Source organism: Streptomyces sp. NPDC052299, from assembly GCF_040679335.1.
Lineage (GTDB): Bacteria > Actinomycetota > Actinomycetes > Streptomycetales > Streptomycetaceae > Streptomyces.
In genome coordinates this window covers 352,435-375,734 of record NZ_JBFAUP010000005.1, presented here as the reverse complement: position 1 = coordinate 375,734, position 23,300 = coordinate 352,435, and the positions used below count along the sequence as shown (strand labels likewise).

Annotated in this window: 24 protein-coding genes and 1 tRNA gene; 22 read left to right on the top strand and 3 right to left on the bottom strand. The window is 71.4% G+C overall.

Going from position 1 to position 23,300, the window contains the following annotated elements; genetic code table 11:
- The first annotated feature begins 24 nt into the window (after positions 1-24).
- From galU to obgE, 6 genes are all read left to right on the top strand, one after another.
- A complete protein-coding gene (gene galU, locus AB0L33_RS11605; protein ID WP_365680049.1) occupies positions 25-915 on the top strand; it encodes a UTP--glucose-1-phosphate uridylyltransferase GalU in 891 nt (296 codons plus the stop codon).
- 68 nt (positions 916-983) lie between these two features.
- Positions 984-1,736 carry a phosphocholine cytidylyltransferase family protein gene (locus AB0L33_RS11600; protein ID WP_365680047.1) on the top strand — a complete coding sequence of 251 codons (753 nt, stop codon included), beginning with the start codon at positions 984-986 and terminating at the stop codon, positions 1,734-1,736.
- Positions 1,724-2,785 carry an iron-containing alcohol dehydrogenase family protein gene (locus AB0L33_RS11595; protein ID WP_365680045.1) on the top strand — a complete coding sequence of 354 codons (1,062 nt, stop codon included), beginning with the start codon at positions 1,724-1,726 and terminating at the stop codon, positions 2,783-2,785. Before AB0L33_RS11600 ends, AB0L33_RS11595 begins: the two co-directional genes overlap by 13 nt.
- Positions 2,786-2,981: 196 nt before the next feature.
- A complete protein-coding gene (gene rplU, locus AB0L33_RS11590; protein WP_014045903.1) occupies positions 2,982-3,302 on the top strand; it encodes a 50S ribosomal protein L21 in 321 nt (106 codons plus the stop codon).
- A gap of 14 nt (positions 3,303-3,316) precedes the next feature.
- Positions 3,317-3,574 carry a 50S ribosomal protein L27 gene (gene rpmA / locus AB0L33_RS11585; protein WP_018103204.1) on the top strand — a complete coding sequence of 86 codons (258 nt, stop codon included), beginning with the start codon at positions 3,317-3,319 and terminating at the stop codon, positions 3,572-3,574.
- 138 nt (positions 3,575-3,712) lie between these two features.
- Positions 3,713-5,152 carry a GTPase ObgE gene (gene obgE, locus AB0L33_RS11580; protein WP_365680043.1) on the top strand — a complete coding sequence of 480 codons (1,440 nt, stop codon included), beginning with the start codon at positions 3,713-3,715 and terminating at the stop codon, positions 5,150-5,152.
- Positions 5,153-5,237: 85 nt separating this feature from the next.
- Here obgE and AB0L33_RS11575 read toward each other — a convergent pair whose 3' ends face one another.
- Positions 5,238-7,460: a CDP-glycerol glycerophosphotransferase family protein gene (locus tag AB0L33_RS11575; RefSeq protein WP_365680041.1), complete on the bottom strand. Its 2,223-nt coding sequence runs from the start codon at positions 7,458-7,460 to the stop codon at positions 5,238-5,240.
- Between the two features lie 189 nt (positions 7,461-7,649).
- Between AB0L33_RS11575 and galE the strand changes: the two genes are divergently transcribed.
- The 4 genes from galE to rfbD all read left to right on the top strand — a co-directional run bounded on the left by galE (position 7,650) and on the right by rfbD (position 12,032).
- Positions 7,650-8,621 (top strand): UDP-glucose 4-epimerase GalE, encoded by a 972-nt coding sequence (galE, locus tag AB0L33_RS11570; protein ID WP_365680039.1) that lies wholly within the window; start codon positions 7,650-7,652, stop codon positions 8,619-8,621.
- Positions 8,622-9,013: 392 nt separating this feature from the next.
- The gene (locus tag AB0L33_RS11565) at positions 9,014-10,084 is read left to right on the top strand and encodes a glucose-1-phosphate thymidylyltransferase (RefSeq protein ID WP_365680037.1); all 1,071 of its coding nucleotides are present in this window, start codon (positions 9,014-9,016) and stop codon (positions 10,082-10,084) included.
- Positions 10,081-11,070 carry a dTDP-glucose 4,6-dehydratase gene (gene rfbB, locus AB0L33_RS11560; RefSeq protein WP_365680034.1) on the top strand — a complete coding sequence of 330 codons (990 nt, stop codon included), beginning with the start codon at positions 10,081-10,083 and terminating at the stop codon, positions 11,068-11,070. Before AB0L33_RS11565 ends, rfbB begins: the two co-directional genes overlap by 4 nt.
- A complete protein-coding gene (gene rfbD / locus AB0L33_RS11555; RefSeq protein WP_365680032.1) occupies positions 11,067-12,032 on the top strand; it encodes a dTDP-4-dehydrorhamnose reductase in 966 nt (321 codons plus the stop codon). The genes rfbB and rfbD overlap by 4 nt, the downstream gene beginning before the upstream one ends.
- On the opposite strand, the gene rfbC is transcribed toward rfbD, so the two are convergent.
- Positions 11,951-12,604 (bottom strand): dTDP-4-dehydrorhamnose 3,5-epimerase, encoded by a 654-nt coding sequence (gene rfbC, locus AB0L33_RS11550; protein WP_365680030.1) that lies wholly within the window; start codon positions 12,602-12,604, stop codon positions 11,951-11,953. The two genes, rfbD and rfbC, sit on opposite strands and share 82 nt — an antisense overlap.
- Before the next feature lie 213 nt (positions 12,605-12,817).
- Between rfbC and proB the strand changes: the two genes are divergently transcribed.
- From proB to AB0L33_RS11525, 5 genes are all read left to right on the top strand, one after another.
- Positions 12,818-13,924 (top strand): glutamate 5-kinase, encoded by a 1,107-nt coding sequence (proB, locus tag AB0L33_RS11545; protein ID WP_365680027.1) that lies wholly within the window; start codon positions 12,818-12,820, stop codon positions 13,922-13,924.
- Between the two features lie 141 nt (positions 13,925-14,065).
- Positions 14,066-14,566 carry a hypothetical protein gene (locus AB0L33_RS11540; protein WP_365680025.1) on the top strand — a complete coding sequence of 167 codons (501 nt, stop codon included), beginning with the start codon at positions 14,066-14,068 and terminating at the stop codon, positions 14,564-14,566.
- A gap of 81 nt (positions 14,567-14,647) precedes the next feature.
- Positions 14,648-15,931 carry a glutamate-5-semialdehyde dehydrogenase gene (locus tag AB0L33_RS11535; protein WP_365680023.1) on the top strand — a complete coding sequence of 428 codons (1,284 nt, stop codon included), beginning with the start codon at positions 14,648-14,650 and terminating at the stop codon, positions 15,929-15,931.
- Positions 15,932-15,995: 64 nt separating this feature from the next.
- Complete coding sequence (locus tag AB0L33_RS11530) at positions 15,996-16,586, top strand: hypothetical protein (RefSeq protein WP_365680021.1); 591 nt, start codon at positions 15,996-15,998, stop codon at positions 16,584-16,586.
- Between the two features lie 180 nt (positions 16,587-16,766).
- Positions 16,767-17,906 carry a hypothetical protein gene (locus AB0L33_RS11525; protein WP_365680019.1) on the top strand — a complete coding sequence of 380 codons (1,140 nt, stop codon included), beginning with the start codon at positions 16,767-16,769 and terminating at the stop codon, positions 17,904-17,906.
- Here the strand turns inward: AB0L33_RS11525 and AB0L33_RS11520 are convergent.
- Entirely contained in the window at positions 17,821-18,951 is a 1,131-nt protein-coding gene (locus AB0L33_RS11520) for a M48 family metallopeptidase (RefSeq protein ID WP_365680017.1), read from the bottom strand. The genes AB0L33_RS11525 and AB0L33_RS11520 overlap by 86 nt on opposite strands.
- A gap of 113 nt (positions 18,952-19,064) precedes the next feature.
- Between AB0L33_RS11520 and AB0L33_RS11515 the strand changes: the two genes are divergently transcribed.
- The 7 genes from AB0L33_RS11515 to AB0L33_RS11485 all read left to right on the top strand — a co-directional run bounded on the left by AB0L33_RS11515 (position 19,065) and on the right by AB0L33_RS11485 (position 23,275).
- Positions 19,065-19,217: a hypothetical protein gene (locus tag AB0L33_RS11515; RefSeq protein WP_365680015.1), complete on the top strand. Its 153-nt coding sequence runs from the start codon at positions 19,065-19,067 to the stop codon at positions 19,215-19,217.
- An 83-nt stretch (positions 19,218-19,300) separates the two neighbouring features.
- Positions 19,301-19,462 (top strand): hypothetical protein, encoded by a 162-nt coding sequence (locus AB0L33_RS11510; RefSeq protein ID WP_018518201.1) that lies wholly within the window; start codon positions 19,301-19,303, stop codon positions 19,460-19,462.
- Positions 19,463-19,500: 38 nt separating this feature from the next.
- Positions 19,501-20,118: a nicotinate-nucleotide adenylyltransferase gene (nadD, locus tag AB0L33_RS11505; RefSeq protein ID WP_365680012.1), complete on the top strand. Its 618-nt coding sequence runs from the start codon at positions 19,501-19,503 to the stop codon at positions 20,116-20,118.
- A 19-nt stretch (positions 20,119-20,137) separates the two neighbouring features.
- Positions 20,138-21,868 carry an LCP family protein gene (locus AB0L33_RS11500; RefSeq protein ID WP_365680010.1) on the top strand — a complete coding sequence of 577 codons (1,731 nt, stop codon included), beginning with the start codon at positions 20,138-20,140 and terminating at the stop codon, positions 21,866-21,868.
- Positions 21,869-22,001: 133 nt separating this feature from the next.
- Positions 22,002-22,433, top strand: coding sequence for a ribosome silencing factor (gene rsfS / locus AB0L33_RS11495; RefSeq protein WP_018103223.1), 432 nt, complete (start codon positions 22,002-22,004; stop codon positions 22,431-22,433).
- Positions 22,430-23,083, top strand: coding sequence for a histidine phosphatase family protein (locus AB0L33_RS11490; protein ID WP_365680154.1), 654 nt, complete (start codon positions 22,430-22,432; stop codon positions 23,081-23,083). Before rsfS ends, AB0L33_RS11490 begins: the two co-directional genes overlap by 4 nt.
- A gap of 119 nt (positions 23,084-23,202) precedes the next feature.
- Positions 23,203-23,275 (top strand) — tRNA-Ala (locus AB0L33_RS11485).
- Positions 23,276-23,300 lie beyond the last annotated feature (25 nt).

The window sequence follows — 23,300 nt, the reverse complement described above, 5'->3', positions numbered from 1 at the left end:
CGACCCCGACACGAAAGCCCCCACATGCGCAAGATCCAGAAGGCCGTCATACCGGCCGCCGGGCTCGGTACCCGGTTCCTGCCGGCGACGAAGGCGACTCCCAAGGAGATGCTGCCGGTCGTGGACAAGCCGGCGATCCAGTACGTCGTGGAGGAGGCCGCCGCCGCGGGGCTGAACGACGTCCTGATGATCACCGGGCGCAACAAGCGCGCGCTGGAGGACCACTTCGACCGGAACTACGAGCTGGAGTCGGCGCTGACCCGCAAGGGGGACGCCGAGCGGCTGGTCCGGGTCCAGGAGTCGAGCGACCTCGCGACCATGCACTACGTCCGCCAGGGCGACCCGCGCGGTCTCGGCCACGCCGTCCTGTGCGCGGAGCCCCATGTGGGCGACGAGCCGTTCGCGGTGCTCCTCGGCGACGACCTGATCGACCCGCGCGATCCGCTGCTGACCCGGATGACCGAGATCCAGGAGCGCGAGGGCGGCAGCGTCGTCGCGCTGATGGAGGTGGCGCCCGAACAGAGCCACCTCTACGGCTGCGCGGCGGTGGAGCCCACCGCCGAGGACGGCATCGTCCGGGTCACCGGCCTGGTCGAGAAGCCGGAGCCGGGCGACGCCCCCAGCAACCTCGCGGTCATCGGCCGCTACGTCCTGGACCCCGCCGTCTTCGCCGTGCTGCGCGAGACCGAGCCGGGCCGGGGCGGCGAGATCCAGCTGACCGACGCGCTCCAGCAGCTCGCCGCCGACGAGAAGCTCGGCGGCCCGGTGCACGGCGTCATCTTCCGGGGCCGCCGCTACGACACCGGTGACCGCGGCGACTATCTGCGGGCCATCGTCCGCCTCGCCTGCGAGCGCGAGGACCTGGGCCCGGACTTCCGCAGCTGGCTGCGCGCCTACGTGGCCTCGGAACTCTGACCGGCCCGCCCGGCCCGTACTCCTGATCCCAGACACCCGCAACACCGCACCGCACCGAGGAGAACCCCATGATCGGCATGATTCTGGCCGCCGGCGCAGGCCGTCGTCTGCGTCCCTACACCGACACGCTGCCCAAGGCGCTCGTGCCCGTCGGCCCGGAGGGCGACGAGGAGAGCCTGACCGTGGTCGACCTGACGCTCGGCAACTTCGCCGAGGTCGGTCTGACCGAGGTCGCGATCATCGTGGGCTACCGCAAGGAGGCCCTGTACGAGCGCAAGGCGGCGCTGGAGGCCAAGTACGGCGTCAGCATCACGCTGATCGACAACGACAAGGCCGAGGAGTGGAACAACGCCTACTCCCTGTGGTGCGGCCGGGACGCGCTCAAGGACGGCGTCATCCTCGCCAACGGCGACACCGTGCACCCGGTCTCGGTCGAGAAGACCCTGCTGGCCGCCCGCGGTGACGGCAAGAAGATCATCCTCGCCCTCGACACGGTGAAGTCCCTCGCCGACGAGGAGATGAAGGTCGTCGTCGAGGACGGCAAGGGCGTCCGCCGGATCACCAAGCTGATGGACCCGGCCGAGGCCACCGGTGAGTACATTGGCGTCACCCTCATCGAGGGCGAGGCGGCCGAGGAGCTGGCCGACGCGCTGAAGGCCACCTTCGAGCGCGACCCGGACCTCTACTACGAGGACGGCTACCAGGAGCTCGTCAACCGCGGCTTCAAGGTCGACGTGGAGCCGATCGGCGACGTCAAGTGGGTCGAGATCGACAACCACGACGACCTCGCCAAGGGCAGGAAGATCGCGTGCCAGTACTGACCCGGCTGATACCCGCGCCGGTCGTCGTGGACATCCGGGCCGGGGCTCTGGCGGATCTGGCGGGCGTCCTCGCCGATCAGCGGATCTCCGGCTCGGGGAAGCTGGCGGTCGCGATCAGCGGGGGGTCCGGCCGGGCCCTGCGCGAACGGCTCGCGGACAGCCTGCCGGGCGCCTCCTGGTTCGAGGTGGGCGGCGGCACGCTGAACGACGCCGTCAAGCTCGCCGAGGCCATGAAGTCCGGGCGGTACGACGCCGTGGTCGGGCTCGGCGGCGGCAAGATCATCGACTGCGCCAAGTTCGCCGCGGCGCGCGTCGGGCTGCCCCTGGTCGCCGTGGCGACGAACCTGTCCCACGACGGGCTGTGCTCCCCGGTCGCGACGCTGGACAACGACGCGGGCCGGGGCTCGTACGGAGTGCCGAACCCGATCGCCGTGGTCATCGACCTCGACGTCATCCGCGAGGCCCCCGTCCGCTTCGTGCGGTCCGGGATCGGGGACGCGCTGTCCAACATCTCGGCCGTGGCCGACTGGGAGCTGGCCCACCGGGTCAACGGCGAGGACATCGACGGTCTGGCCGCCGCGATGGCCCGGCAGGCCGGCGAGGCCGTGCTGCGCCACCCGGGCGGCCTGGGCGACGACGCGTTCCTCCAGGTGCTGGCTGAGGGCCTGGTGCTCACCGGGATCTCCATGTCGGTGGCCGGTGACAGCCGCCCGGCCTCCGGCGCCTGCCACGAGATCAACCACGCCTTCGACCTGCTCTTCCCGCAGCGGGCCGCCAGCCACGGCGAGCAGTGCGGGCTCGGCGCGGCGTTCGCGATGCACCTGCGCGGCGCCGTCCAGGAGTCCGTACGCATGACCCAGGTGCTGCGGCGCCACGGGCTGCCGGTCACCGCCGAGGACATGGGCTTCGACGTGGACGAGTTCGTACGGGTGGTGGCCTTCGCGCCGAAGACCCGGCCGGGCCGGTACACGATCCTGGAGCACCTGAACCTGTCCGAGGACGGCATCCGGGACGCGTACGCCGAGTACGTCGCAGCCGCCGCGGTCTGAGGCGCCGGGCCCGGTTTGACCGGCTGTGCCGGGCCCCGTAACCTTGACCGTCGGCGTTTGTTCGCCACACCTCTGAGCACCGACCTCCCGCTCGTACGGGAGAGGCCGCTCGTCCACTCCGGATCGTCATGGGTCCCCGGACCCGTGTGAGCGGCTGGCATCAGAGGTTTCCGCTTCGAGTGAGAGTGAGATCCGCGTGTACGCCATCGTGCGCAGCGGTGGTCGCCAGCACAAGGTTGCTGTCGGCGACATCGTTGAGGTTGACAAGATTTCCACTGCCAAGGTTGGCGACACGGTAGAGCTCTCTACCCTGCTCGTTGTCGACGGCGACGCCGTGACCAGCGACCCGTGGGTGCTCGACGGCATCAAGGTCCAGGCCGAGGTCGTGGACCACCACAAGGGCGCGAAGATCGACATCCTTCGCTACAAGAACAAGACCGGCTACCGCCGTCGCCAGGGTCACCGCCAGCAGTACACGGCGATCAAGGTCACCGGTATTCCCGCGGCTGCGAAGTAAGGGACTGAGAACACATGGCACACAAGAAGGGCGCATCGTCCACCCGGAACGGGCGCGATTCCAATGCTCAGCGGCTCGGCGTGAAGCGCTTCGGCGGCCAGGCCGTCAACGCCGGTGAGATCCTGGTCCGCCAGCGCGGCACCCACTTCCACCCGGGCACGGGCGTCGGCCGTGGCGGCGACGACACGCTGTTCGCCCTCGCCGCCGGTGCGGTCGAGTTCGGCACGCACCGTGGCCGCAAGGTCGTGAACATCGTTCCGATCGCCGGCTGAATTCCCGGCGCTCGTAGAGCGGTATGACGTGGAGGCGGACCTCACTTCCCGAGGAGGGAAGTGGGTCCGCCTTTCGCGTGTTGCCCTTATGGGGGCGAGCGAAGTCTTTCCGCAGGTATGCAACTGGAGGTTCCACCCATGACCACCTTCGTGGACCGCGTCGAACTGCATGTCGCCGCGGGTAACGGAGGCCACGGCTGTGCCTCCGTTCACCGTGAGAAGTTCAAGCCGCTCGGCGGTCCGGACGGCGGCAACGGCGGCCGCGGCGGCGATGTGACCCTGGTCGTGGACCAGTCCGTCACCACGCTCCTCGACTACCACCACCACCCCCACCGCAAGGCCACCAACGGCCAGCCCGGCGGCGGCGACCACCGCACCGGCAAGGAGGGCCAGGACCTGGTCCTGCCCGTCCCGGACGGCACCGTCGTCCTCGACCGCCAGGGCAATGTGCTCGCCGACCTCGTCGGCCAGGGCACCGCCTTCGTCGCGGGCCAGGGCGGCCGCGGCGGCCTCGGCAACGCCGCGCTGGCCTCCGCCCGCCGCAAGGCCCCCGGCTTCGCGCTGCTCGGCGAGCCCGGCGAGTCCCGCGACATCGTCCTGGAGCTCAAGACCGTCGCCGATGTGGCCCTCGTGGGCTACCCGAGCGCCGGCAAGTCCTCGCTGATCTCGGTCCTCTCGGCCGCGAAGCCGAAGATCGCGGACTACCCCTTCACCACCCTCGTCCCGAACCTGGGCGTGGTCACCGCCGGCGAGACCGTCTACACCATCGCCGACGTCCCGGGCCTGATCCCGGGCGCCAGCCAGGGCAAGGGCCTCGGCCTGGAGTTCCTGCGCCACGTCGAGCGCTGCTCGGTGCTCGTCCACGTCCTGGACACGGCGACGCTGGAGTCCGACCGCGACCCGGTCTCCGACCTCGACATGATCGAGGAGGAGCTGAAGCTGTACGGCGGTCTGGAGGACCGGCCCCGCATCGTCGTCCTCAACAAGATCGACATCCCGGACGGCCAGGACCTCGCGGACATGATCCGCCCCGACCTGGAGGCGCGCGGCTACCGCGTCTTCGAGGCGTCCGCCGTCGCCAGGACCGGGCTCAAGGAGTTGTCGTTCGCCCTGGCCGGCATCATCGCGGAGGCGCGCGCCAGCAAGCCGGTCGAGGAGGCCACCCGCATCGTCATCCGGCCCAAGGCCGTGGACGACGCCGGGTTCACCGTCACCCTGGAGGAGGACGGCATCTACCGGGTGCGCGGCGAGAAGCCGGAGCGCTGGGTCCGCCAGACCGACTTCAACAACGACGAGGCCGTCGGCTACCTCGCGGACCGGCTCGCCCGGCTCGGTGTCGAGGACCAGCTGCGCAAGGCCGGGGCCCGGGCGGGCGACGGCGTGGCGATCGGCGCCGAGGACAACGCGGTCGTCTTCGACTGGGAGCCGACCGTGACCGCCGGTGCGGAGATGCTCGGCCGCCGTGGCGAGGACCACCGCCTGGAGGAGCCGCGTCCGGCCGCTCAGCGCCGCCGCGACCGCGAGGCGGAGCGCGACGAGGTCGCCGCGGAGTACCGGGACTTCGACCCGTTCTCGTAAGGCACCCGCAGGGCAACGACCGCGGGCCCGGTCCCTTCCGTCAGCAGGAAGGGACCGGGCCCGCGGTCGTTTCGTTACGGGGCGCTCAGACCTGGGACAGGGCCTCGGCGGGGGAGGGGACGGGGGTGCGCTCCGCGAGCGGGACCACCGGCAGCAGGGTCTCCTCGCCCAGGAACACCTTGCGCACCACGCGCTCGGCGGCCCGCCCGTCGTCGTAGTCGCAGTAGCGCTCCCGGAACGCCGCGCGCAGTGCCGCCGCCTTCTCGTCGCGCCACTCCTTCGAGCCCAGGATCTCGGTCAGCCGCTCCTGGGTCGTCGCGACGGCGCCCGGGGGCTCGGCCATCAGGTCGAAGTAGGTGCCGCGCACGACCCGGTAGGTGTCCCAGTCGTCCGCGTGGATGACGATCGGCCGGTCGAGGTTGGCGAAGTCGAACATTGCCGAGGAGTAGTCGGTGATCAGGGCGTCGGCGGCGAGGTAGAGCTGCTCGACGTTGCCGTGGCCGGAGACGTCGATGATCCGGCCGCCGGCCTGGAGCTCGGCGAGCCGGCCGGTGGGCTTGTAGAAGTAGTGCCCGCGCACCAGCAGGGTGACGTCCGGGCCCAGGTCCTCGGCCAGCTTCGACAGGTCGAGCCGGGGCGCGAACCCCTTCTCGTACTCGCGGTGGGTCGGCATGTAGAGGAAGGCGGTCGTGCCGTCCGCGAGGCCGAGCTCCCGCCGGGCCGCCACGACGTCCGCGGCGGTCGCGTTGACCAGCACGTCGTTGCGCGGGTAGCCGGTCTCCAGGGTGGTGTACCGGCAGGGGTAGACGCGCTCCCAGACGGTGGTGGAGAACCGGTTGGACGACAGGCTGAAGTCCCAGCGGTCGCAGCGGCGGAGCAGCTTCTCCATGTCCATGTTGGTGGACGCCGGGTACTGAGCCTGGTCGAGGCCCATCGTCTTCAGCGGGGTGCCGTGGTGGGTCTGGAGGTGGATCTGCCCCTCGCGCTTGACGATGGTGTCGCCGAAGTTGACGTTGTTCGTCAGGTACTTGGCGCGTGCCATGACCGCCCAGTACTCGCGTGAGCCGACGATCACCTTCTCGACGCCCTTGGGCACCCGGTCGCGGTGCTCGGCTCGCACCGCCCAGACCCGGCGGATCTGCGGTGCGAGCCGCCCCAGCTCGGCCTCGATGGCCGCGGGGTTGCAGGAGTAGCCCCGGCCCCAGTACGCCGAGAACACGGCCAGGTTCTCGTCCACCGGCAGCCGCAGCTGGGACCGGTAGAACATGCCGAGGGCCGCCCGCTTGGCCCGGCCGATGCGGGCCTGACCGCCCAGCCGTGCCCGGTGGCGGACGTTGTTGGCGCGGGTCAGGCCGAAGAACGCGGAGTACGAGTCGACGCCGAGCAGCGCGTACTTGTAACCGCGTCCGCCCGGCGGCCGCTCGAAGCCCTCCGGGAGCCGCGCGCGGTAGTCCTTCGCGGCCCGGTGGAAGAACTCGGCGCGGGCGTTGCGCGGCAGCCGGCCCGGCTTCTCCAGCACGGTGAGGAAGTGGTCGACCATCTTCCGGAACAGCGCCGGGCGCCAGGAGTCCAGCTCCGGCCGCTCGTCCAGGAACGCGAACACCCGGTCGTACTGGTCGAAGACGTCGAAGTGCTTCCGGCTGACCGTGCGCAGGATGTTGCCGCCCTCACGCCGCTGCCGGTACATCACGCAGGAGCGGTCGAGCACCGCGATGCGCTCCGCCGCGATGAGCGAGCCGTACGTCCACGGCGCGTCCTCGTAATAGCCGGGCGGGAACTGGAAGCCGTGCCGGGTGACGAAGTCGCGGCGGTACGCCTTGTTCCACACGATCTGGAGCAGGTCCAGGAGCTGCGGGCGCTCGGCGAGCGAGAAGACGTCCGGGCCGTCTTCCGTCATCAGGTCGGAGCGCTTGTTGCGCAGCAGCCGGCCGTCCCAGTAGGTCCGGGTGTAGTCGTAGACCAGGATGTCCGGATCGCCGGTCGCGTCGAGCCGGGCCGCGATGGCCGACAGCGAACCCGGTGCCAGGGTGTCGTCGCTGTCCAGGAAGAGGACGTAGTCACCGGTCGCCTCTTCGAGTCCCGCGTTGCGGGCACGGCCCAGGCCGACGTTCTCCGTGAGGTGCAGCACACGCAGCCGGTCGTCGCGGGCCGCGTATGTGTCGAGGATCGCACCGGAACCGTCCGGGGAGCAGTCGTCGACGCCGATGACCTCGAAGTCGGTGAAGTCCTGCCCGAGCACGGAGTCCAGACACTCCCCGATGTACCCCTGCACGTTGTACGCAGGCACGATGAGTGTCAGTCGAGGCATCGTCCACCAGTTCCAGAGGGCTGTCCGCAGGGACCTTACGAGGGGCGCGGTCGGACCGTGCGACAGTGGTCGGCGTCCGGCACCCGGACAGCGTAATTGATCGTCCCGGCCGCCCCCGGGGGGTGCCGGGGGCCTTCCGCGTAGGGTGGGACGCCGACGGCACAGCCAGCTGACAGGAGAAGCACGGACATGACCTGGATGGTTACGGGTGGTGCGGGGTTCATCGGCGCCCACGTGGTGCGCGCGATGCTCGCCGGTGGTCAGCGGGTGGTCGTGTTCGACGACCTGTCGACCGGCAGCGCCGACAAGGTGCCCGCGGGCGTGCCCCTGGTGACCGGCACGGTCCTCGACCGCGGGGCCCTGGACGCGGCGATCCGCGAGCACGGGGTGACCGGTGTGGTCCACGTCGCGGGCAAGAAGCAGGTCGGCGAGTCCGTCGAGCGGCCCCTGTATTACTACAAGGAGAACGTCACCGGCCTGGAGGTCCTGCTGGAGAGCATGGTCGCCGCGGGCGTCGACCGGCTGGTGTTCTCCTCGTCGGCCGCCGTCTACGGCATGCCCGACGTCGACCTCGTCACCGAGACGACGCCGTGCGCGCCGATGAGCCCGTACGGCGAGACCAAGCTGGTCGGTGAGTGGCTGATCCACGCCGCCGCCAAGGCCCACGGGCTGCGCGCCGCCTCGATGCGCTACTTCAACGTGGCGGGCGCCGCCTCGCCGGAGCTGGCCGACGAGGGCGTCTTCAACCTCGTCCCGATGGTCTTCGAGCGCCTGGAGGCCGGCGAGGCCCCGCGCATCTTCGGTGACGACTACGACACGCCCGACGGCACCTGCATCCGCGACTACATCCACGTCGAGGACATCGCCTCCGCCCACCTCGCCGCCGCCCGCCGGCTGGAGGACGCCGAGCCCGGTACGGACCTCACGCTGAACATCGGCCGCGGCGAGGGCAGCTCGGTGCGCGAGATGGTCGACCGCATCCTCAAGGTCACGGGCAACGAGGCCGCCACCGCCGAGGTCTCGGCCCGCCGCCCCGGCGACCCGGCCCGCGTGGTCGCCTCCGCCGAGCGCATCGGCCGGGAGCTCGGCTGGTCGGCGCGGTACGGCGTGGACGAGATGATCGAGTCGGCCTGGCAGGGCTGGCGCCTGCGCCACCCGTAAGCACGGCCGTACGAAGGGCCCGGCACCGCTCCACGGGGCGGTGCCGGGCCCTTCGCGTACGGCGCGGCGGTCCGGGTTGCCGGAGACCGTCACTTTTACCTCTGAGATAGCGTTAATGGCCGTTTTGTCGCGGAAGATGCGAGGGAAGCTCAGTAAGGTCCCCTAGGGCGTGTTTCGAAAGTAGCGCCGTCCGCCCGCAGGGCGGGCCGGGCGGCGTCTGGTGCGTGCTCTCGGCGTGCCGGCCGAAATCCCTCGTACTGGACGTACTTGGGATCTCGGCCGGTGCGGCGAGAGTGCGTGCCAGGCGTCGCCCGGCAGGCGGGACTTTCGAAACACGCCCTAGGTAGCGGCCCCGGCGGCCGCCGTCACATCTCATCGTGGGGGCAGGAACTGTGAAGGCTCTCGTACTCTCCGGTGGGGCCGGCACCCGGCTGCGTCCCATCACCCATACCTCGGCGAAACAACTGGTGCCGGTGGCGAACAAGCCGGTGCTCTTCTACGGCCTGGAGGCCATCGCGGAGGCGGGCATCACCGAGGTCGGCATCATCGTGGGCGACACCGAGGAGGAGATCCGCGCGGCGGTCGGTGACGGTTCGCGCTTCGGCATCGATGTCACCTACATCCCGCAGGCCGAACCCCTCGGCCTCGCCCACGCGGTCCTGGTCGCCCAGCGCTTCCTGGGCAACGACGACTTCGTGATGTACCTGGGGGACAACTTCATCGTCGGCGGGATCGCGGACCTGGTCGAGGAGTTCCGCGCGGACCGGCCCGACGCGCAGATCCTGCTGACCCGGGTGCCCGACCCGACCTCGTTCGGCGTCGCGGAGCTGGACGGGGACGGCAGGGTGGTGGCGCTGGAGGAGAAGCCCGAGCACCCGAAGAGCGACCTCGCGCTCGTCGGCGTCTACCTCTTCACCCCGGCCGTCCACGAGGCCGTCCGCTCGATCCGTCCCTCCTGGCGCGGCGAGCTGGAGATCACCCACGCCATCCAGTGGCTCATCGACCGCGAACGCGACGTGCGCTCCACCGTCATCCACGGCTACTGGAAGGACACCGGCAACGTCACCGACATGCTGGAGGTCAACCGGACGGTCCTGGAGAGCGTCGATCCGTGCACCGACGGCGCCTACGTCGACGGCGAGAGCGAGATCATCGGCCGGGTGCTGATCGAACCGGGTGCCCGGGTCACCCGCAGCCGGATCGTCGGGCCCGCCGTGATCGGGACCGGGTCGGTGATCAGCGACGCCTATGTCGGACCGTTCACCTCGGTCGCCCAGAACTGCCGCATCGAGGACAGCGAGATCGAGTACTCCATCGTCCTCGGGGGCGCCTCCATCGACGGGGTGAGGCGCGTGGAGGCGTCGCTGATCGGCCACGACGTCGAGGTGACGCCCGCGCCCCGCAGCCCGTCCGCCCACCGACTCGTCCTCGGCGACCACAGCAAGGTGCAGATCTCCTCATGACCGGTACGCGCATCCTCGTCACCGGAGGCGCCGGCTTCATCGGCTCCCACTACGTCCGTACGCTGCTCGGCCCGGACGGCCCCGGCGACGTCTCCGTCACCGTGCTCGACGCCCTCACCTACGCGGGCAACCCGGCCAACCTGGACGAGGTCCGGGGCCATCCGGGCTTCGCCTTCGTGCACGGCGACATCTGCGACCCGGAGCTGGTCGCGCGGCTCATGGCCGGGCACGACCAGGTGGTGCACTTCGCCGCCGAGTCCCACGTCGACCGGTCCATCGAAGGCGGCGCCGCCTTCGTCCGTACGAACGTCATGGGCACCCACACCCTGGTCCACGCCGCGTACGAGGCGGGCGTGGGCACCTTCGTCCACGTCTCCACCGACGAGGTCTACGGCTCCATCGAGGAGGGCTCCTGGACCGAGGACGAACCCCTCGCGCCCAACTCCCCGTACTCCGCCTCCAAGGCGTCCGCCGACCTCATCGCGCTGGCGTACCACCGCACCCACGGCCTCGACGTCCGAGTCACCCGCTGCTCCAACAACTACGGGCACCACCACTTCCCCGAGAAGGTGATCCCGCTCTTCGTCACCAACCTCCTGGAGGGCAGGCCCGTCCCGCTGTACGGCGACGGCGCCCACGTCCGCGACTGGCTGCACATCGACGACCACGTCCGGGGGATCGAACTCGTCCGCACCAAGGGCCGTCCCGGCGAGGTCTACAACATCGGCGGGGGCACCGAACTCTCCAACAAGGAGCTCACCCGGCTGCTCCTGGAGGCGTGCGACGCCGACTGGGACACCGACGTGATCCACGTCGAGGACCGCAAGGGCCACGACCGGCGCTACTCCGTCGACTGCACCAAGATCCGCGAGGAGTTGGGGTACGCGCCCCGCAAGGACTTCGGGACCGGCCTCGCCGAGACCGTCCGCTGGTACCGCGAGAACCGCTCCTGGTGGGAACCGCTCAAGGAACGGGCCGCCCTGTGAGGCCGCGCTGGCTGGTCACCGGGGCCGGCGGGATGCTCGGCCGGGACCTGACGACCGCTCTGGCCCGCGAGGGCGCCACCGTCGTCGCGGCGGACCGCGCGGCCCTGGACATCGCCGACCCGGCCCGGGTCCGGGCCGTCTTCGACACCCAGCGGCCCGCCGTCGTCGTGAACTGCGCCGCCTGGACCGCCGTCGACGACGCGGAGGGCCGGGAGGCCGACGCGCTCCGCGTCAACGGCACCGGGCCCGCCGTCCTCGCCGACGCCTGCCGCGCCCACGGGAGCGTCCTGCTGCACGTCTCCACCGACTACGTGTTCGCGGGCGACGCGGACCGGCCGTACCCGGAGGACGCGCCGACCGCCCCGCGCAGCGCGTACGGCCGCACCAAACTGGCCGGGGAGCGCGCGGTCCTGGAGACCCTGCCGGACACGGGCCACGTCGTGCGGACGGCCTGGCTCTACGGCGCGGGCGGCGCCAACTTCGTCCGTACGATGATCAAGCTGGAAGCCGTCAAGGACACCCTCGACGTGGTGGACGACCAGCACGGACAGCCCACCTGGACCGTGGACCTCGCCTCCCGGCTGGTCGTGCTGGGCCGCGCTGCGCTCGACGGCACCGCCCCGGCGGGCGTCTACCACGGCACCAGCGGCGGGGCGACGACCTGGTACGGCCTGGCCCGGGAGGTGTTCCGGCTGCTGGGCGCCGACCCGGACCGCGTCCGTCCGGTCAGCAGCGCCGCCTTCGCCAGGCCGGCCCCCCGGCCCGCGTACAGCGTCCTCGCGCACGACCGCTTCCGGGCCGCCGGCATCGACCCCGTCCGCGACTGGCGCGCGGCGCTGCACGCGGCCTTCCCCGCGCTCCTGGCCGCCGAACGCCCCGGTCAGCGGCCGGCCGGGCTGAACGACGGCTCGCCGGACCGGACGCCCGGCAGCGCCGGACCGTCCGCCCGCAGCCGCGCGTAGTACGCCTCGCACGCCGCGTACGAGGGCAGCAGCCCGCGCTCCTCGGCCTCGGCGAGCTTGGGGGCCGAGGCGTCCTTCGGGGAGAGCAGCGGCGCGATGTCCGACGGCCACTCGATGCCCAGGTCCGCATCGAGCGGGTCGACGCCGTGCTCCCGCTCCGGCGCGTAGCCCTCGGAGCAGAGGTACAGCACGCACGCGTCGTCGGTCAGCGCCATGAACCCGTGCCCGAGCCCCTCCGCGAGGTAGACCGCCCGGTGGTCCGTGTCGTCCAGCCGGACCGCCTCCCACCGCTTGTACGTGGGCGAGCCGGTGCGGACGTCCACGATCACGTCCAGCACCGCGCCCCGCACGCACTTCACGTACTTCGCCTGGCCCGGCGGCACGTCCGCGAAGTGGATCCCGCGCAGCGTGCCCCGCCGGGAGCTGGAGAAGTTGGCCTGCGCGAGCCCCAGTGTGTGCCCGGCCGCGGCTCCCAGGTCCGCCGCCCGGAACCACTCGTGGAAGCTGCCTCGGCCGTCCGGGAAGACCGTGGGTTCGTGGACCCAGGCCCCGGGAACGGAGAGCCGGCGCATGCGATCACATCCTGTTCGACTCCGCGGGGCCTCCTGCCGGCCCCGGTGTCTCTGCCCAACGAGTCCGGAGACCGAACAGACACGGAACGGGACATAAGGCGACGAAAAGGTTTCCACGGTGCGGAACGCGAAGGCGCCGGATTCCGCTCTCGCGTAGATTGCGGGGTCCAGCGAGCGAATGCGGGGGACCGGGTGTCAGGGGCAAGGCAGGGCGTGACGGAAGCCCGCAGGATCGTGGTCAAGGTCGGTTCCTCCTCCCTCACCACCGCCGCCGGCGGCCTCGACGCCGACCGCGTCGACGCCCTGGTCGACGTGCTGGCCAAGGTGCGCGACGGCGGCGAACGCGAGGTCGTCCTCGTCTCCTCCGGCGCCATCGCGGCCGGACTCGCCCCGCTCGGACTGCACCGCAGGCCCAAGGACCTGGCCCGCCAGCAGGCCGCCGCCAGCGTCGGCCAGGGACTCCTCGTCGCCCGCTACACCGCCTCCTTCGCCCGCTACGGCGTCCGCGTCGGCCAGGTCCTGCTGACCAGCAACGACACCAGCCGCCGCGCCCACTACCGCAACGCCTACCGCACCCTCGACCAGCTCCTGGACATGGGCGCGCTGCCCGTCGTCAACGAGAACGACACCGTTGCCACGGACGAGATCCGGTTCGGCGACAACGACCGGCTCGCCGCCCTCGTCGCCCACCTGGTCCGCGCCGACCTGCTGGTCCTCCTGTCCGACGTGGACGGCCTCTACGACGGCGACCCGAGCATCCCCGGCACCACCCGCATCGCCCAGGTCACCGGCCCCGCCGACCTGGCCGGGGTCAGCATCGGCAGCGCGGGCAAGGCGGGCGTCGGCACCGGCGGCATGGTCACCAAGGTCGAGGCCGCCCGGATCGCCACCGCCGCCGGCATCCCCGTCGTCCTCACCTCCGCGAGCCACGCCGCCGACGCCCTCGCCGGCCGCGACACCGGCACCTACTTCCACCGCACCGGCCGCCGATCCGCCGACCGGCTCCTCTGGCTCGCCCACGCCTCGACCCCGCGCGGCTCGCTGACCCTGGACGACGGCGCGGTGCAGGCGGTCGTGGAGCGCCACAGCTCGCTGCTGCCGGCCGGGATCGCGGCGGTCGAGGGCGAATTCACCGCGGGCGACCCGGTGGAGCTGCGCGATCTGCGGGGGCGGCCCGTGGCGCGCGGCCTCGTCAACTTCGATGCCAAGGAGATGCCGCAGCTCCTCGGTCGCTCCACCCGCGACCTCGCCCGGGACCTCGGCCCCGCCTACGAACGCGAGGTCGTACACAGGGACGATCTCGTCCTCCTGCACGGCTGACGCCCCCCGAAACGGCTGAAAGTCCAGCCTTCCGACCGGGACCTTCACGAAAACCGCCCCACGCCGGGCCGCGGGCTGGTCCACTTTGTAGCAGGGAAACTGCGGGGTACAGCAAAAGCAACACATCACAGGAGGCCGCCGGTGAGACGAGCGCGCCCGGGGGCGCCGCCCCGAGGAATGGGTGGCCGCACCCTGACCAGTGTGGGAGCGGGGACCGGCTTCGACGGGAGCGGGCCCGCGGACCGGAGGGACGAGCGCTCCGGCCGGCCGGAGCCGAGCCCGGCCGGCCAGGAGCACACCCCGTCGAAGCTGTGGCACGTCACCCTCTGCGTCTCCGGGAACGAGTTCCCGCTGAAGGAGGTCAGGCGCGGTCTCGAACAGCTCGCGCACGACCACCCGTTCCTGCTGACCAGCCGTTACGCCAACGACCACGCGGAGATCCGGTACTGGGAGGAGGCCCGCGACCTGCACGACGCGGCGGCGGTCGCCCTGCGGCTGTGGGGCGAGCACCGCTCCACCGCGGGCCTGCCGCCCTGGGCGATCGTCGGCCTCGAGGTCATCGACCGCGAGACCTACCACCAGCGCGTCGCCGAGGGATACGGGCCGCCGCCCGCCGCGCCGGTCGGCGTCCACCCGTACTGACCGGCCGCCTCCGGTGAAACGGCCGTCTCGCATCACGGGATGCGTGCGGAATGCCCGCGGGGCGCGCACTACTCTGCGGGCATGACCACGCTCTCGCCGTACGACAACATGTCTCCCGTGGCCCAGGCCGCCTACCGGGCCCGCTCCGCCGCCGCCGACATCGCGCCACTTCCGCGCGCGGCGAAGGACGACGCGCTCCTGGCCATCGCCGACGCGCTGGAAGTACGGACGAGCGACATCCTCGAAGCGAACGCGGAGGACGTGGCGCGCGCCCGTGAGGCGGGGACCAGCGAATCCGTCGTGGACCGGCTGACCCTCACCCCGGAGCGCATCCGCGCCATCGCCGCCGACGTACGGCACGTCGCCGCCCTGCCCGACCCGGTCGGCGAGGTCGTCCGCGGCTCGACCCTGCCCAACGGCATCGACCTGCGCCAGGTCCGGGTGCCGCTCGGCGTCGTCGGGATCATCTACGAGGCCCGGCCGAACGTGACCGTGGACGCCGCCGCCCTCTGCCTGAAGTCGGGCAACGCCGTCCTACTGCGCGGCTCGTCCTCCGCCTTCGCGTCGAACACCGCCCTGGTGCGGGTGCTGCGCGATGCCGTGGGCGGCTCCGGGCTGCCGGCCGACGCGGTGCAGCTGGTCCCGGGCGAGAACCGTGACTCGGTGCGCGAGCTGATGCGCGCCCGGGGCCTCGTGGACGTGCTCATCCCGCGCGGCGGCGCCTCGCTGATCCGCACGGTGGTCGAGGAGTCCACCGTCCCCGTCATCGAGACCGGCACCGGCAACTGCCATGTGTACGTGGACGCGCGGACCGACCTGGACATGGCCGTGGAGATCCTGGTCAACTCCAAGGCCCAGCGCCCCAGCGTCTGCAACGCCGCCGAGACCCTGCTCGTCCACAAGGACATCGCCGACGCCTTCCTGCCGCGCGCCCTGGACGCCCTGGCCGAGGCCGGGGTGACCGTGCACGGCGACGAACGGGTGCTGGAGTACGCCGAGGGCTCCAAGGCCACGGTGGTGGCGGCGACCCCGGAGGACTGGGAGACCGAATACCTCTCGTACGACATCGCGGCGGCCGTCGTGGAGTCGCTGGACGCGGCCGTGGCGCACATCCGGCTCTGGTCCTCCGGCCACACCGAGGCCATCGTGACCACCTCGCAGGCCGCCGCCCGCCGCTTCACCCAGCTGGTGGACTCCACGACGGTGGCCGTCAACGCCTCGACCCGGTTCACCGACGGAGGCCAGTTCGGTTTCGGCGCCGAGATCGGCATCTCCACGCAGAAGCTGCACGCCAGGGGCCCCATGGGCCTGCCGGAACTGACGTCGACCAAGTACATCGTCACCGGCGACGGCCACGTGCGGTGACCCGGTGACAGGCGAATGCGCCGTCTCCCTGCCCAAAGCGGTCCGCCGGGGCTAGTCTGAAACCGTGGCGGACGACGCGGGGGGCAGGCCGTATCCCAACGGCTGGGAGCCCGACGACGACCGCGGGGGCGCGGACGAGGACTTCGCCTCCGTGGTGTTCGACGAGGACTTCGTACGGGCCGCCGAGTTCCACGAACCGACCGCCGTCGAGCGGCTGTTGGCCGCGGCCGAGGCGCGCGCGGAGGCCGACGCCCGGCGCGCCGGAGCCCGCGGCGGCCCCTACGACGACGAGCTGTACGACGAGGGCTACGGTCCGGGCGGCTACGGCGGCCCGGACGGCTACGACCCGCTGGACGCGGACGACTTCCACGAGCACGGGCCCTACGGACGCCACGGCGGCGCGCTCCGCCCGTACCGGGGGGCGGCCCGCTGGCACCGGCCGGTCGCCTGGCTGCTGGCCGTCCTGATGGGCATCGGCATGGTGGCCCTCGCCTTCAGTGCCGTCTACCGCAACAGCTCGGGGGACCGGCAGGACCAGGTCCCGCCGCCCGCCTCCACCGGGGACAGCGCGCCCGGGCCCGGCCCCGGCTCCGCGCCCTCGGACGCGGACGACTACTCCCGCCCGATGGTCTCCGCCGTCCCGCGCACCCCCTGAACTCCCGCCCCCCGGCCGGCCCGGTCCCGCCTGCCCGGGTCCCCCGTCCGGCGGGTCCGGCGGAACTCCCCGGTGGTTGCCGGGCGTCACCGCGTTTACCGTCGTCGTGATCGACCCACCCTGAATGTATGACCCCTCCTCCGCCCGAAGAGGGGACTTCTCACGGAGTCGGGAGAAGTCATGGCACATCGCGGAAATCCACCCGACGGCCCGGCGGAGAACGGCGCGCACGGTCCGGACGACGACTACGGCTCACTCGTCTTCGACGAGTCCTTCGTGCGGGCCGCCCGGCTGCAGGAATTCTCCGCCCAGGAACGGTTGGGGGAGCACGCCCGCGCCGTCCGCAGCCTGCCCGGGCGGGCCTACCGCAACGGCTCCCGGATCGCCCTCGCCCTGATGATCCTCATCGCCCTGGCCTTCGGCACGGCCGTCTTCATGGGGCTGAGCCACCCCTACGAGACCCCGGCCGCCGCCCGGAAGCCCGAACCGCTGCGGATGACCCTCGTCCCCCTCGCCCCGCGCGGGGCGGTCCCCGCGGGCACCCCCGCCGCCCTCTTCGCGAGCAGCCCCGCCGCGCACTACCCGAAGGGCCGGGACGGCATCAACCCGCCGCCCGCCCGGCACACCACCGACTTCTCGGAGAGCGAGGTGAGCGCCGCCCTGGCCACCGCCAAGGACTACCTGGCCGCCTCCTCGCTCGACCCCGACGTGCTCAGCGGGAACGCCGTGCGCCCCGTGGAGGCGCTTCTCGACCCGGACCAGATGGAGCAGTTCGACCACAGCGTCAACGAGCCCTACGACGACGGGCAGCACGCCGCGACCGGCTGGCTCGTCCGCTTCGACCCGGCCCGGGTCACCGCGGACCCCGAGGTCCGGGTCCGGGGCACCCTGCGCTACACCCAGACGGGCTCCGACGCACTGGAGGTCGTCTCGGACCACACTTTCACGTACGCCCTGCGCCCCGCCGTGTCGGGCCCGCAGCCGAAGGGCGGCGCCTCCCTCTTCACCGTGCGCCGGGAGATGCGCTTCCGGTTCGACCGGGAGGACCTGCGGCTGCACCGGCTGGAGGTGCAGACCAGCTACCTCCAGGCGGGCCCGCAGTCCTGCCCGGCCGACGCCTCGGGCGCCCTGCGCCCGCTGCTCGCCGGGGAGCGGGCGGTCTCGCGGGGACCGGCGGGCACCGACCCGTACGCCGCGGGCCGGCCCGTCGCCGCGCTCTGCGGGACGCTGGAGGTCAGCTCCCTTCCGCCGACGGCCCCCGCGAGCCCTCAGGGCCCTGGGTCCCGTCAGTCCCCTCCGTCCCCGACGACCCGCCCGTAGCACCGCCCTTGGCGCTGCCCGCGCCGGTGAACTTGTCCCGCAGTTTGCCGCCCAGGTCCCCGGCGCCGCCCGCTATGTCGCCGACGAGCTTCATCAGCGGATCCTTGCTGTTGCGCACCGAATCGGCGTAATGCGAGGCGGACTCCTTGAACGAGTCCGTCACGGAGGTGTCCTTGTCCTCGTCCCGGCGCGGGTAGTGGCCGTCCATGATCCGCTGGTAGTCGCGGGTCTCCGACCACTTCTTCAGCTCGGCGGCGCGGACCGTGGTGAACGGGTGCGAACGGGGCAGCACGTTGAGGATCTTGAGCACCGAGTCGCGCAGGTCGCCGGACTTCTCGTACTCATCGGCCTGGGCGAGGAACGCGTCCACGTTCATCTCGTGGAGGTGGTTGCCGCCGGCGATCTTCATCAGGCCGCGCATCGACGCCTGTATGTCCTGGCCGGCCAGGAGCCCGGCCCGGTCCGCCGACAGCTCCGACTTGCGGAACCACTCGCGCAGCGCCGTCACGATCGCCATGATCGCGACGTTGCCCAGCGGGATCCAGGCGACCTTGAGCGCCAGGTTGGTGAGGAAGAGGAGGATCGTGCGGTACACCGCGTGGCCCGACAGGGCGTGTCCGACCTCGTGGCCGATGACCGCCCGCATCTCCTCCTCGTCCAGCAGCTCCACCAGGCCCGTGGTCACCACGATGATCGGCTCGTCCAGCCCGATGCACATGGCGTTCGGCCGCGGGTCCTGGTTGACGTACATCGGCGGGACCTTCTCCAGGTCCAGGATGTAACAGGCGTCCCGGAGCATGTCGTTGAGGTGCGCGAACTGTGCGTCGCTCACCCGGACGGAGTCCGACAGGAAGAGGAGGCGCAGGCTGCGCTCCGGCAGCAGTCCGCTCAGCGCCTTGAAGACGGTGTCGAAGCCGCTCAGCTTGCGCAGCGCGACCAGTGCGGAGCGGTCCGCGGGGTGCTCGTAGGCCCGGGAGGAGATCCCCGGGAAACGCTTGCGCTGCCTGCTCGGCACGCGGTCCTGGCTCTCGTGGCTGCTCGTCATGACATGGGCCCCCTGTGTTCGTACGAGACGTCGCTCGCCCCCTGACGCAGCCCAGCCTAGGTGCTGGGGCTACGGTGTGCGGGGGGCTGTGGATAACTGAGGAGACGCCCGACATGCCGCAAACCGTTGCTCTGTTCGCCGCCGCGTCCGGGGACCAGGGGCCGGGCAACACGATCCGCATCGTGCTGGTCGCCTCCCTCCTGGGAGCCGCCCTGCTGGCCTGGTTCCTGCTCCGCGGATACCGCAACGACGACAACAAAGACTGAGTCGGCGCGAGCGTGCCCGGGGCACCCGCATACGATGTCCGCGACGTCTTCCCCCGACTCCCGATCGATAGGTCCTGCCGAAGATGAGCCTCACGAGCACCGCACACCAGCTGGTCACCGTCGCCGCCGAGGGCGAGCACGGCGGCAATCACGAAAGCCTCAGCCCCTACCTCACCGGTGGCGGTGCCTTTGTCGTGCTTCTCCTCCTTCTGTGGATCACCACGCGCTTCAACCGCGACCGCTGAGGCCGAGGCGTACAGCTGTGCCAGTAGGCTCTGCACGCATGGGAGAGCAGGAAGTGCCTACCGGCCGCGAAAAACGCCGACTCGGCGTGATGGGCGGGACGTTTGACCCGATTCATCATGGACACCTGGTGGCGGCCAGTGAAGTGGCCGCCCAGTTCCACCTCGACGAGGTGATCTTCGTACCGACCGGGCAGCCGTGGCAGAAGAGCCACAAGCACGTGTCCCCGGCGGAGGACCGTTATCTGATGACGGTCATCGCGACGGCGTCCAACCCGCAGTTCTCGGTCAGTCGCAGCGACATCGACCGCAAGGGCCCCACGTACACGATCGACACCCTGCGGGACCTGCGCGAGGCACACGAGGACGCGGACCTCTTCTTCATCACCGGTGCCGACGCGCTCGCCCAGATCCTCACCTGGCGCGACGCCGAGGAACTGTTCTCGCTCTCCCACTTCATCGGCGTGACCCGGCCGGGCCATGTGCTCACGGACGACGGGCTGCCGAAGGGGGGCGTCTCCCTGGTGGAGGTCCCCGCGCTCGCGATCTCCTCGACGGACTGCCGTGCGAGGGTCGCCCAGGGCGAACCGGTCTGGTACCTCGTGCCCGACGGCGTGGTCCGCTACATCGACAAGCGCCAGCTGTACCGCGGCGAGTGAGCCACGGAAAGGGGCACCGGTGAACGACCGACAGAACCCGTACGACCCGTACTACCAGCAGCCGCAGATCATCGGCTACGACGAGTACGGGCAGCCGGTGTACCAGCAGCAGCCGGAGCAGCAGACGTACGACCCGTACGCGCAGCAGCCGCAGCAGCCGGACCCGTACGGCGGACAGGGATACGGCTACGACCCGTACGCCCAGCAGCCCCCGGCGCCGCCGCAGCCGTTCGACCCCTACGCGGCCGGGCCACAGCCGGCCCCGCAGCAGGACTACGGCTACGACCGGTACGGCTATGACACCGGGCAGCAGCAGCCCGTCCACGACACCGGGCAGCAGCCCGCCGCGGTCGACACGACGCAGCAGTGGAGCATCCCGCAGCAGGCCGCGACTCCCGCCCCCGCCCCGGCGCCCACGCCCGCCCCGGACCGGGAGCCCGGGCCGCGTCCGGGGCCGGAGGCGGCCGTGCCCGGGCAGCGCCGTGGTGGCGACGACTACCGCACCGAGCAGTTCGCCTTCATCGAGGAGCCCGACGAGGACTCCGAGGACGTCATCGACTGGCTCAAGTTCACCGAGAGCCGCAGCGAGCGCCGCGAGGAGGCGCGCCGCCGGGGCCGCAACCGGATCGTCGCGCTGCTCGTCGTCGGCGTCCTGGTCGTGCTCGGCGGCGTCGGCTACCTCTGGTCGGCCGACAAGATCCCCGGCCTGTCCGGCGGCGACGGGAAGGAGAACACCGCGACGACCGGTCCGCAGCGCCGCGACGTCATCGTGGTCCACCTCCACAACACCAAGACCGGCGCCACGTCCACCGCCCTGCTGGTCGACAACGTCACCACCAAGCAGGGCACCACGGTCCTGCTCCCCAACTCCCTCGCCGTCTCGAACGAGGACGGCACCACCACCACGCTCGGCAAGTCGGTCGAGGACGACGGCACGTCCGGGACCCGCGACTCCCTGGACACCCTGCTCGGCACCGACATCAGCGGGACCTGGCGGCTCGACACTCCGTACCTGGAGAACCTGGTCGACCTCGTCGGCAACATCGAGGTCGACACCGACACCGCGGTGCCGGGCGCCAAGAAGGGCTCCGGCGATCTGGTGAAGAAGGGCGAGGCGCAGACCCTCAGCGGCCAGATGGCCGTCGCGTACGCCACGTACCGGGGACCGGGCGAGGCCGAGGCCAAGCAGCTGATGCGGTTCGGGCAGGTCATGCGTGGGGTGCTGCGCAAGATGTCCGACGACCCGCAGGCGGCCACGGTCACCGTCCAGACGCTGGCGCAGATCCTCGACCCGTCGCTGCCGGAGAAGGACCTCGGAGCCTCGCTGGCGAAGCTCGCCGAGCACGCCAAGATCGGCGACTACAAGACGGCGCTGCTGCCCGTGCAGGACGACGGCACCCTCACCGACGCGGCCACCGAGAGCGTGGTCAAGGACATCCTCGGCGGCAGGGTGAAGGCCCCGTCGGCGGACGGGGTGATCCGGGTCGGGATCAAGAACGCCACCGGCGACACCGGCTCCACCGAGTCCGCCCGGGGCAAGCTGGTCAACGGCGGTTTCGCCTTCGTCAACAGCGGGAAGGCCGACGCGGCCTCCTCCTCGCAGGTGGTCTACGCCGAGGCGGCCGACAAGGAGAAGGCGACCCAGGTCGCCAAGACCCTCGGACTGCCGACCAGCACGGTCAAGAAGGGCAAGCCGGCCGGGAACGCGGACGTCTCCGTCCTCCTCGGCCAGGACTACAAGCCCGAGTAGCCGCGGAGCGGTCGCGGGAGGTCCGGGCGGTGCGGCCCGGGCCTCCCGCGCGGCCCGCGGAATATGGCTGCGTGGACGGGCGGTTCCCCGTGAGACCCTAGAGGTCTATCCGACCGACGACGAAAGCCTGCTTGTGACCGCCACTGACCGCTCCATCGAGCTCATCAACGCCGCCGCCCAGGCGGCCGCCGACCGGCTCGCGCACGACATCATCGCCTACGACGTCAGCGACGTGCTGTCGATCACCGACGCCTTCCTGCTGGCCTCGGCCCCCAACGACCGCCAGGTCAAGTCGATCGTCGACGAGATCGAGGAGCGGCTCCAGAAGGAGCTCGGGGCCAAGCCGGTCCGCCGCGAGGGCGACCGCGACGCCCGGTGGATCCTCCTCGACTACGTCGACATCGTCATCCACGTCCAGCACAGCGAGGAGCGCGTCTTCTACGCGCTGGAGCGCCTGTGGAAGGACTGCCCCGAGCTCGACCTGCCCGAGGACGCGGTGAAGACCCGCGGCAAGGCCGCCGAGCACGCGCAGCTCAACGGCGGTACGGAAGGTGAGCAGAGCTGAACGGCAGCAGGAGCGGCAGGGGCCGCAGGATCGTCCTCTGGCGCCACGGCCAGACGGCATGGAATCTGGAACGCCGCTTCCAGGGCTCCACGGACATCGAGCTGACCGAGACCGGCGTCGCGCAGGCCGCCCGGGCCGCCCGGCTGCTCGCCTCGCTGAAGCCGGACGCGATCGTGGCCTCCGACCTGCGGCGGGCGGCGGCCACGGCCGCCGAGCTCGCCGCGATCACCGGGCTCGACGTGGTGCACGACGCGGGTCTGCGGGAGACCTACGCGGGCGCCTGGCAGGGCCTGACCCACGAGGAGATCGTGGAGCGCTACGGCGAGCAGTACGCCGCCTGGAAGCGCGGGGAGCCCGTGCGGCGCGGTGGCGGCGAGCTGGAGACCGAGGTCGCGGACCGGGCCGCGCCCGTGGTCCTCGGACACGCCGGAAAGCTGCCGGAGGACGGCACGCTGGTCGTCGTCAGCCACGGTGGCACCATCCGGACCACCATCGGCCGGCTGCTGGGCCTGGAGGCGCACCACTGGGAGGGGCTCGGCGGGCTGACCAACTGCTGCTGGTCCGTGCTCGGCGAGGGCGCCCGCGGCTGGCGGCTGCTGGAACACAACGCCGGCACGCTGCCCGAACCGGTGCTCGGCGACGACACCTGATCCGGCCGTCGCCGGCCGCCCCCGGGGGCGGTGGGGCCCGGATTTCACTTTCCGGCTGGTCACAGGCTAAAGTTCTTCTTGTTCGCAGCGCGGGAGCGCAGGGAAACACAGCGAACAGCGGGGCTATAGCTCAGTTGGTAGAGCGCTTGCATGGCATGCAAGAGGTCAGGAGTTCAATTCTCCTTAGCTCCACAATCGGAAATCCCGTCCCCGTCAG

What these genes read in the sequence shown, in the direction of transcription:
- AB0L33_RS11525 (WP_365680019.1), top strand. Translation starts at nt 16,767, where the DNA reads ATGGCACATCGCGGAAATCCACCCGACGGCCCGGCGGAGAACGGCGCG.
- rpmA (WP_018103204.1), top strand. Translation starts at nt 3,317, where the DNA reads ATGGCACACAAGAAGGGCGCATCGTCCACCCGGAACGGGCGCGATTCC.
- galU (WP_365680049.1), top strand. Translation starts at nt 25, where the DNA reads ATGCGCAAGATCCAGAAGGCCGTCATACCGGCCGCCGGGCTCGGTACC.
- AB0L33_RS11510 (WP_018518201.1), top strand. Translation starts at nt 19,301, where the DNA reads ATGAGCCTCACGAGCACCGCACACCAGCTGGTCACCGTCGCCGCCGAG.
- galE (WP_365680039.1), top strand. Translation starts at nt 7,650, where the DNA reads ATGACCTGGATGGTTACGGGTGGTGCGGGGTTCATCGGCGCCCACGTG.
- AB0L33_RS11600 (WP_365680047.1), top strand. Translation starts at nt 984, where the DNA reads ATGATCGGCATGATTCTGGCCGCCGGCGCAGGCCGTCGTCTGCGTCCC.
- AB0L33_RS11515 (WP_365680015.1), top strand. Translation starts at nt 19,065, where the DNA reads ATGCCGCAAACCGTTGCTCTGTTCGCCGCCGCGTCCGGGGACCAGGGG.
- AB0L33_RS11575 (WP_365680041.1), bottom strand. Translation starts at nt 7,460, where the DNA reads ATGCCTCGACTGACACTCATCGTGCCTGCGTACAACGTGCAGGGGTAC.
- rfbB (WP_365680034.1), top strand. Translation starts at nt 10,081, where the DNA reads ATGACCGGTACGCGCATCCTCGTCACCGGAGGCGCCGGCTTCATCGGC.
- nadD (WP_365680012.1), top strand. Translation starts at nt 19,501, where the DNA reads ATGGGAGAGCAGGAAGTGCCTACCGGCCGCGAAAAACGCCGACTCGGC.
- rfbC (WP_365680030.1), bottom strand. Translation starts at nt 12,604, where the DNA reads ATGCGCCGGCTCTCCGTTCCCGGGGCCTGGGTCCACGAACCCACGGTC.
- AB0L33_RS11520 (WP_365680017.1), bottom strand. Translation starts at nt 18,951, where the DNA reads ATGACGAGCAGCCACGAGAGCCAGGACCGCGTGCCGAGCAGGCAGCGC.
- obgE (WP_365680043.1), top strand. Translation starts at nt 3,713, where the DNA reads ATGACCACCTTCGTGGACCGCGTCGAACTGCATGTCGCCGCGGGTAAC.
- AB0L33_RS11535 (WP_365680023.1), top strand. Translation starts at nt 14,648, where the DNA reads ATGACCACGCTCTCGCCGTACGACAACATGTCTCCCGTGGCCCAGGCC.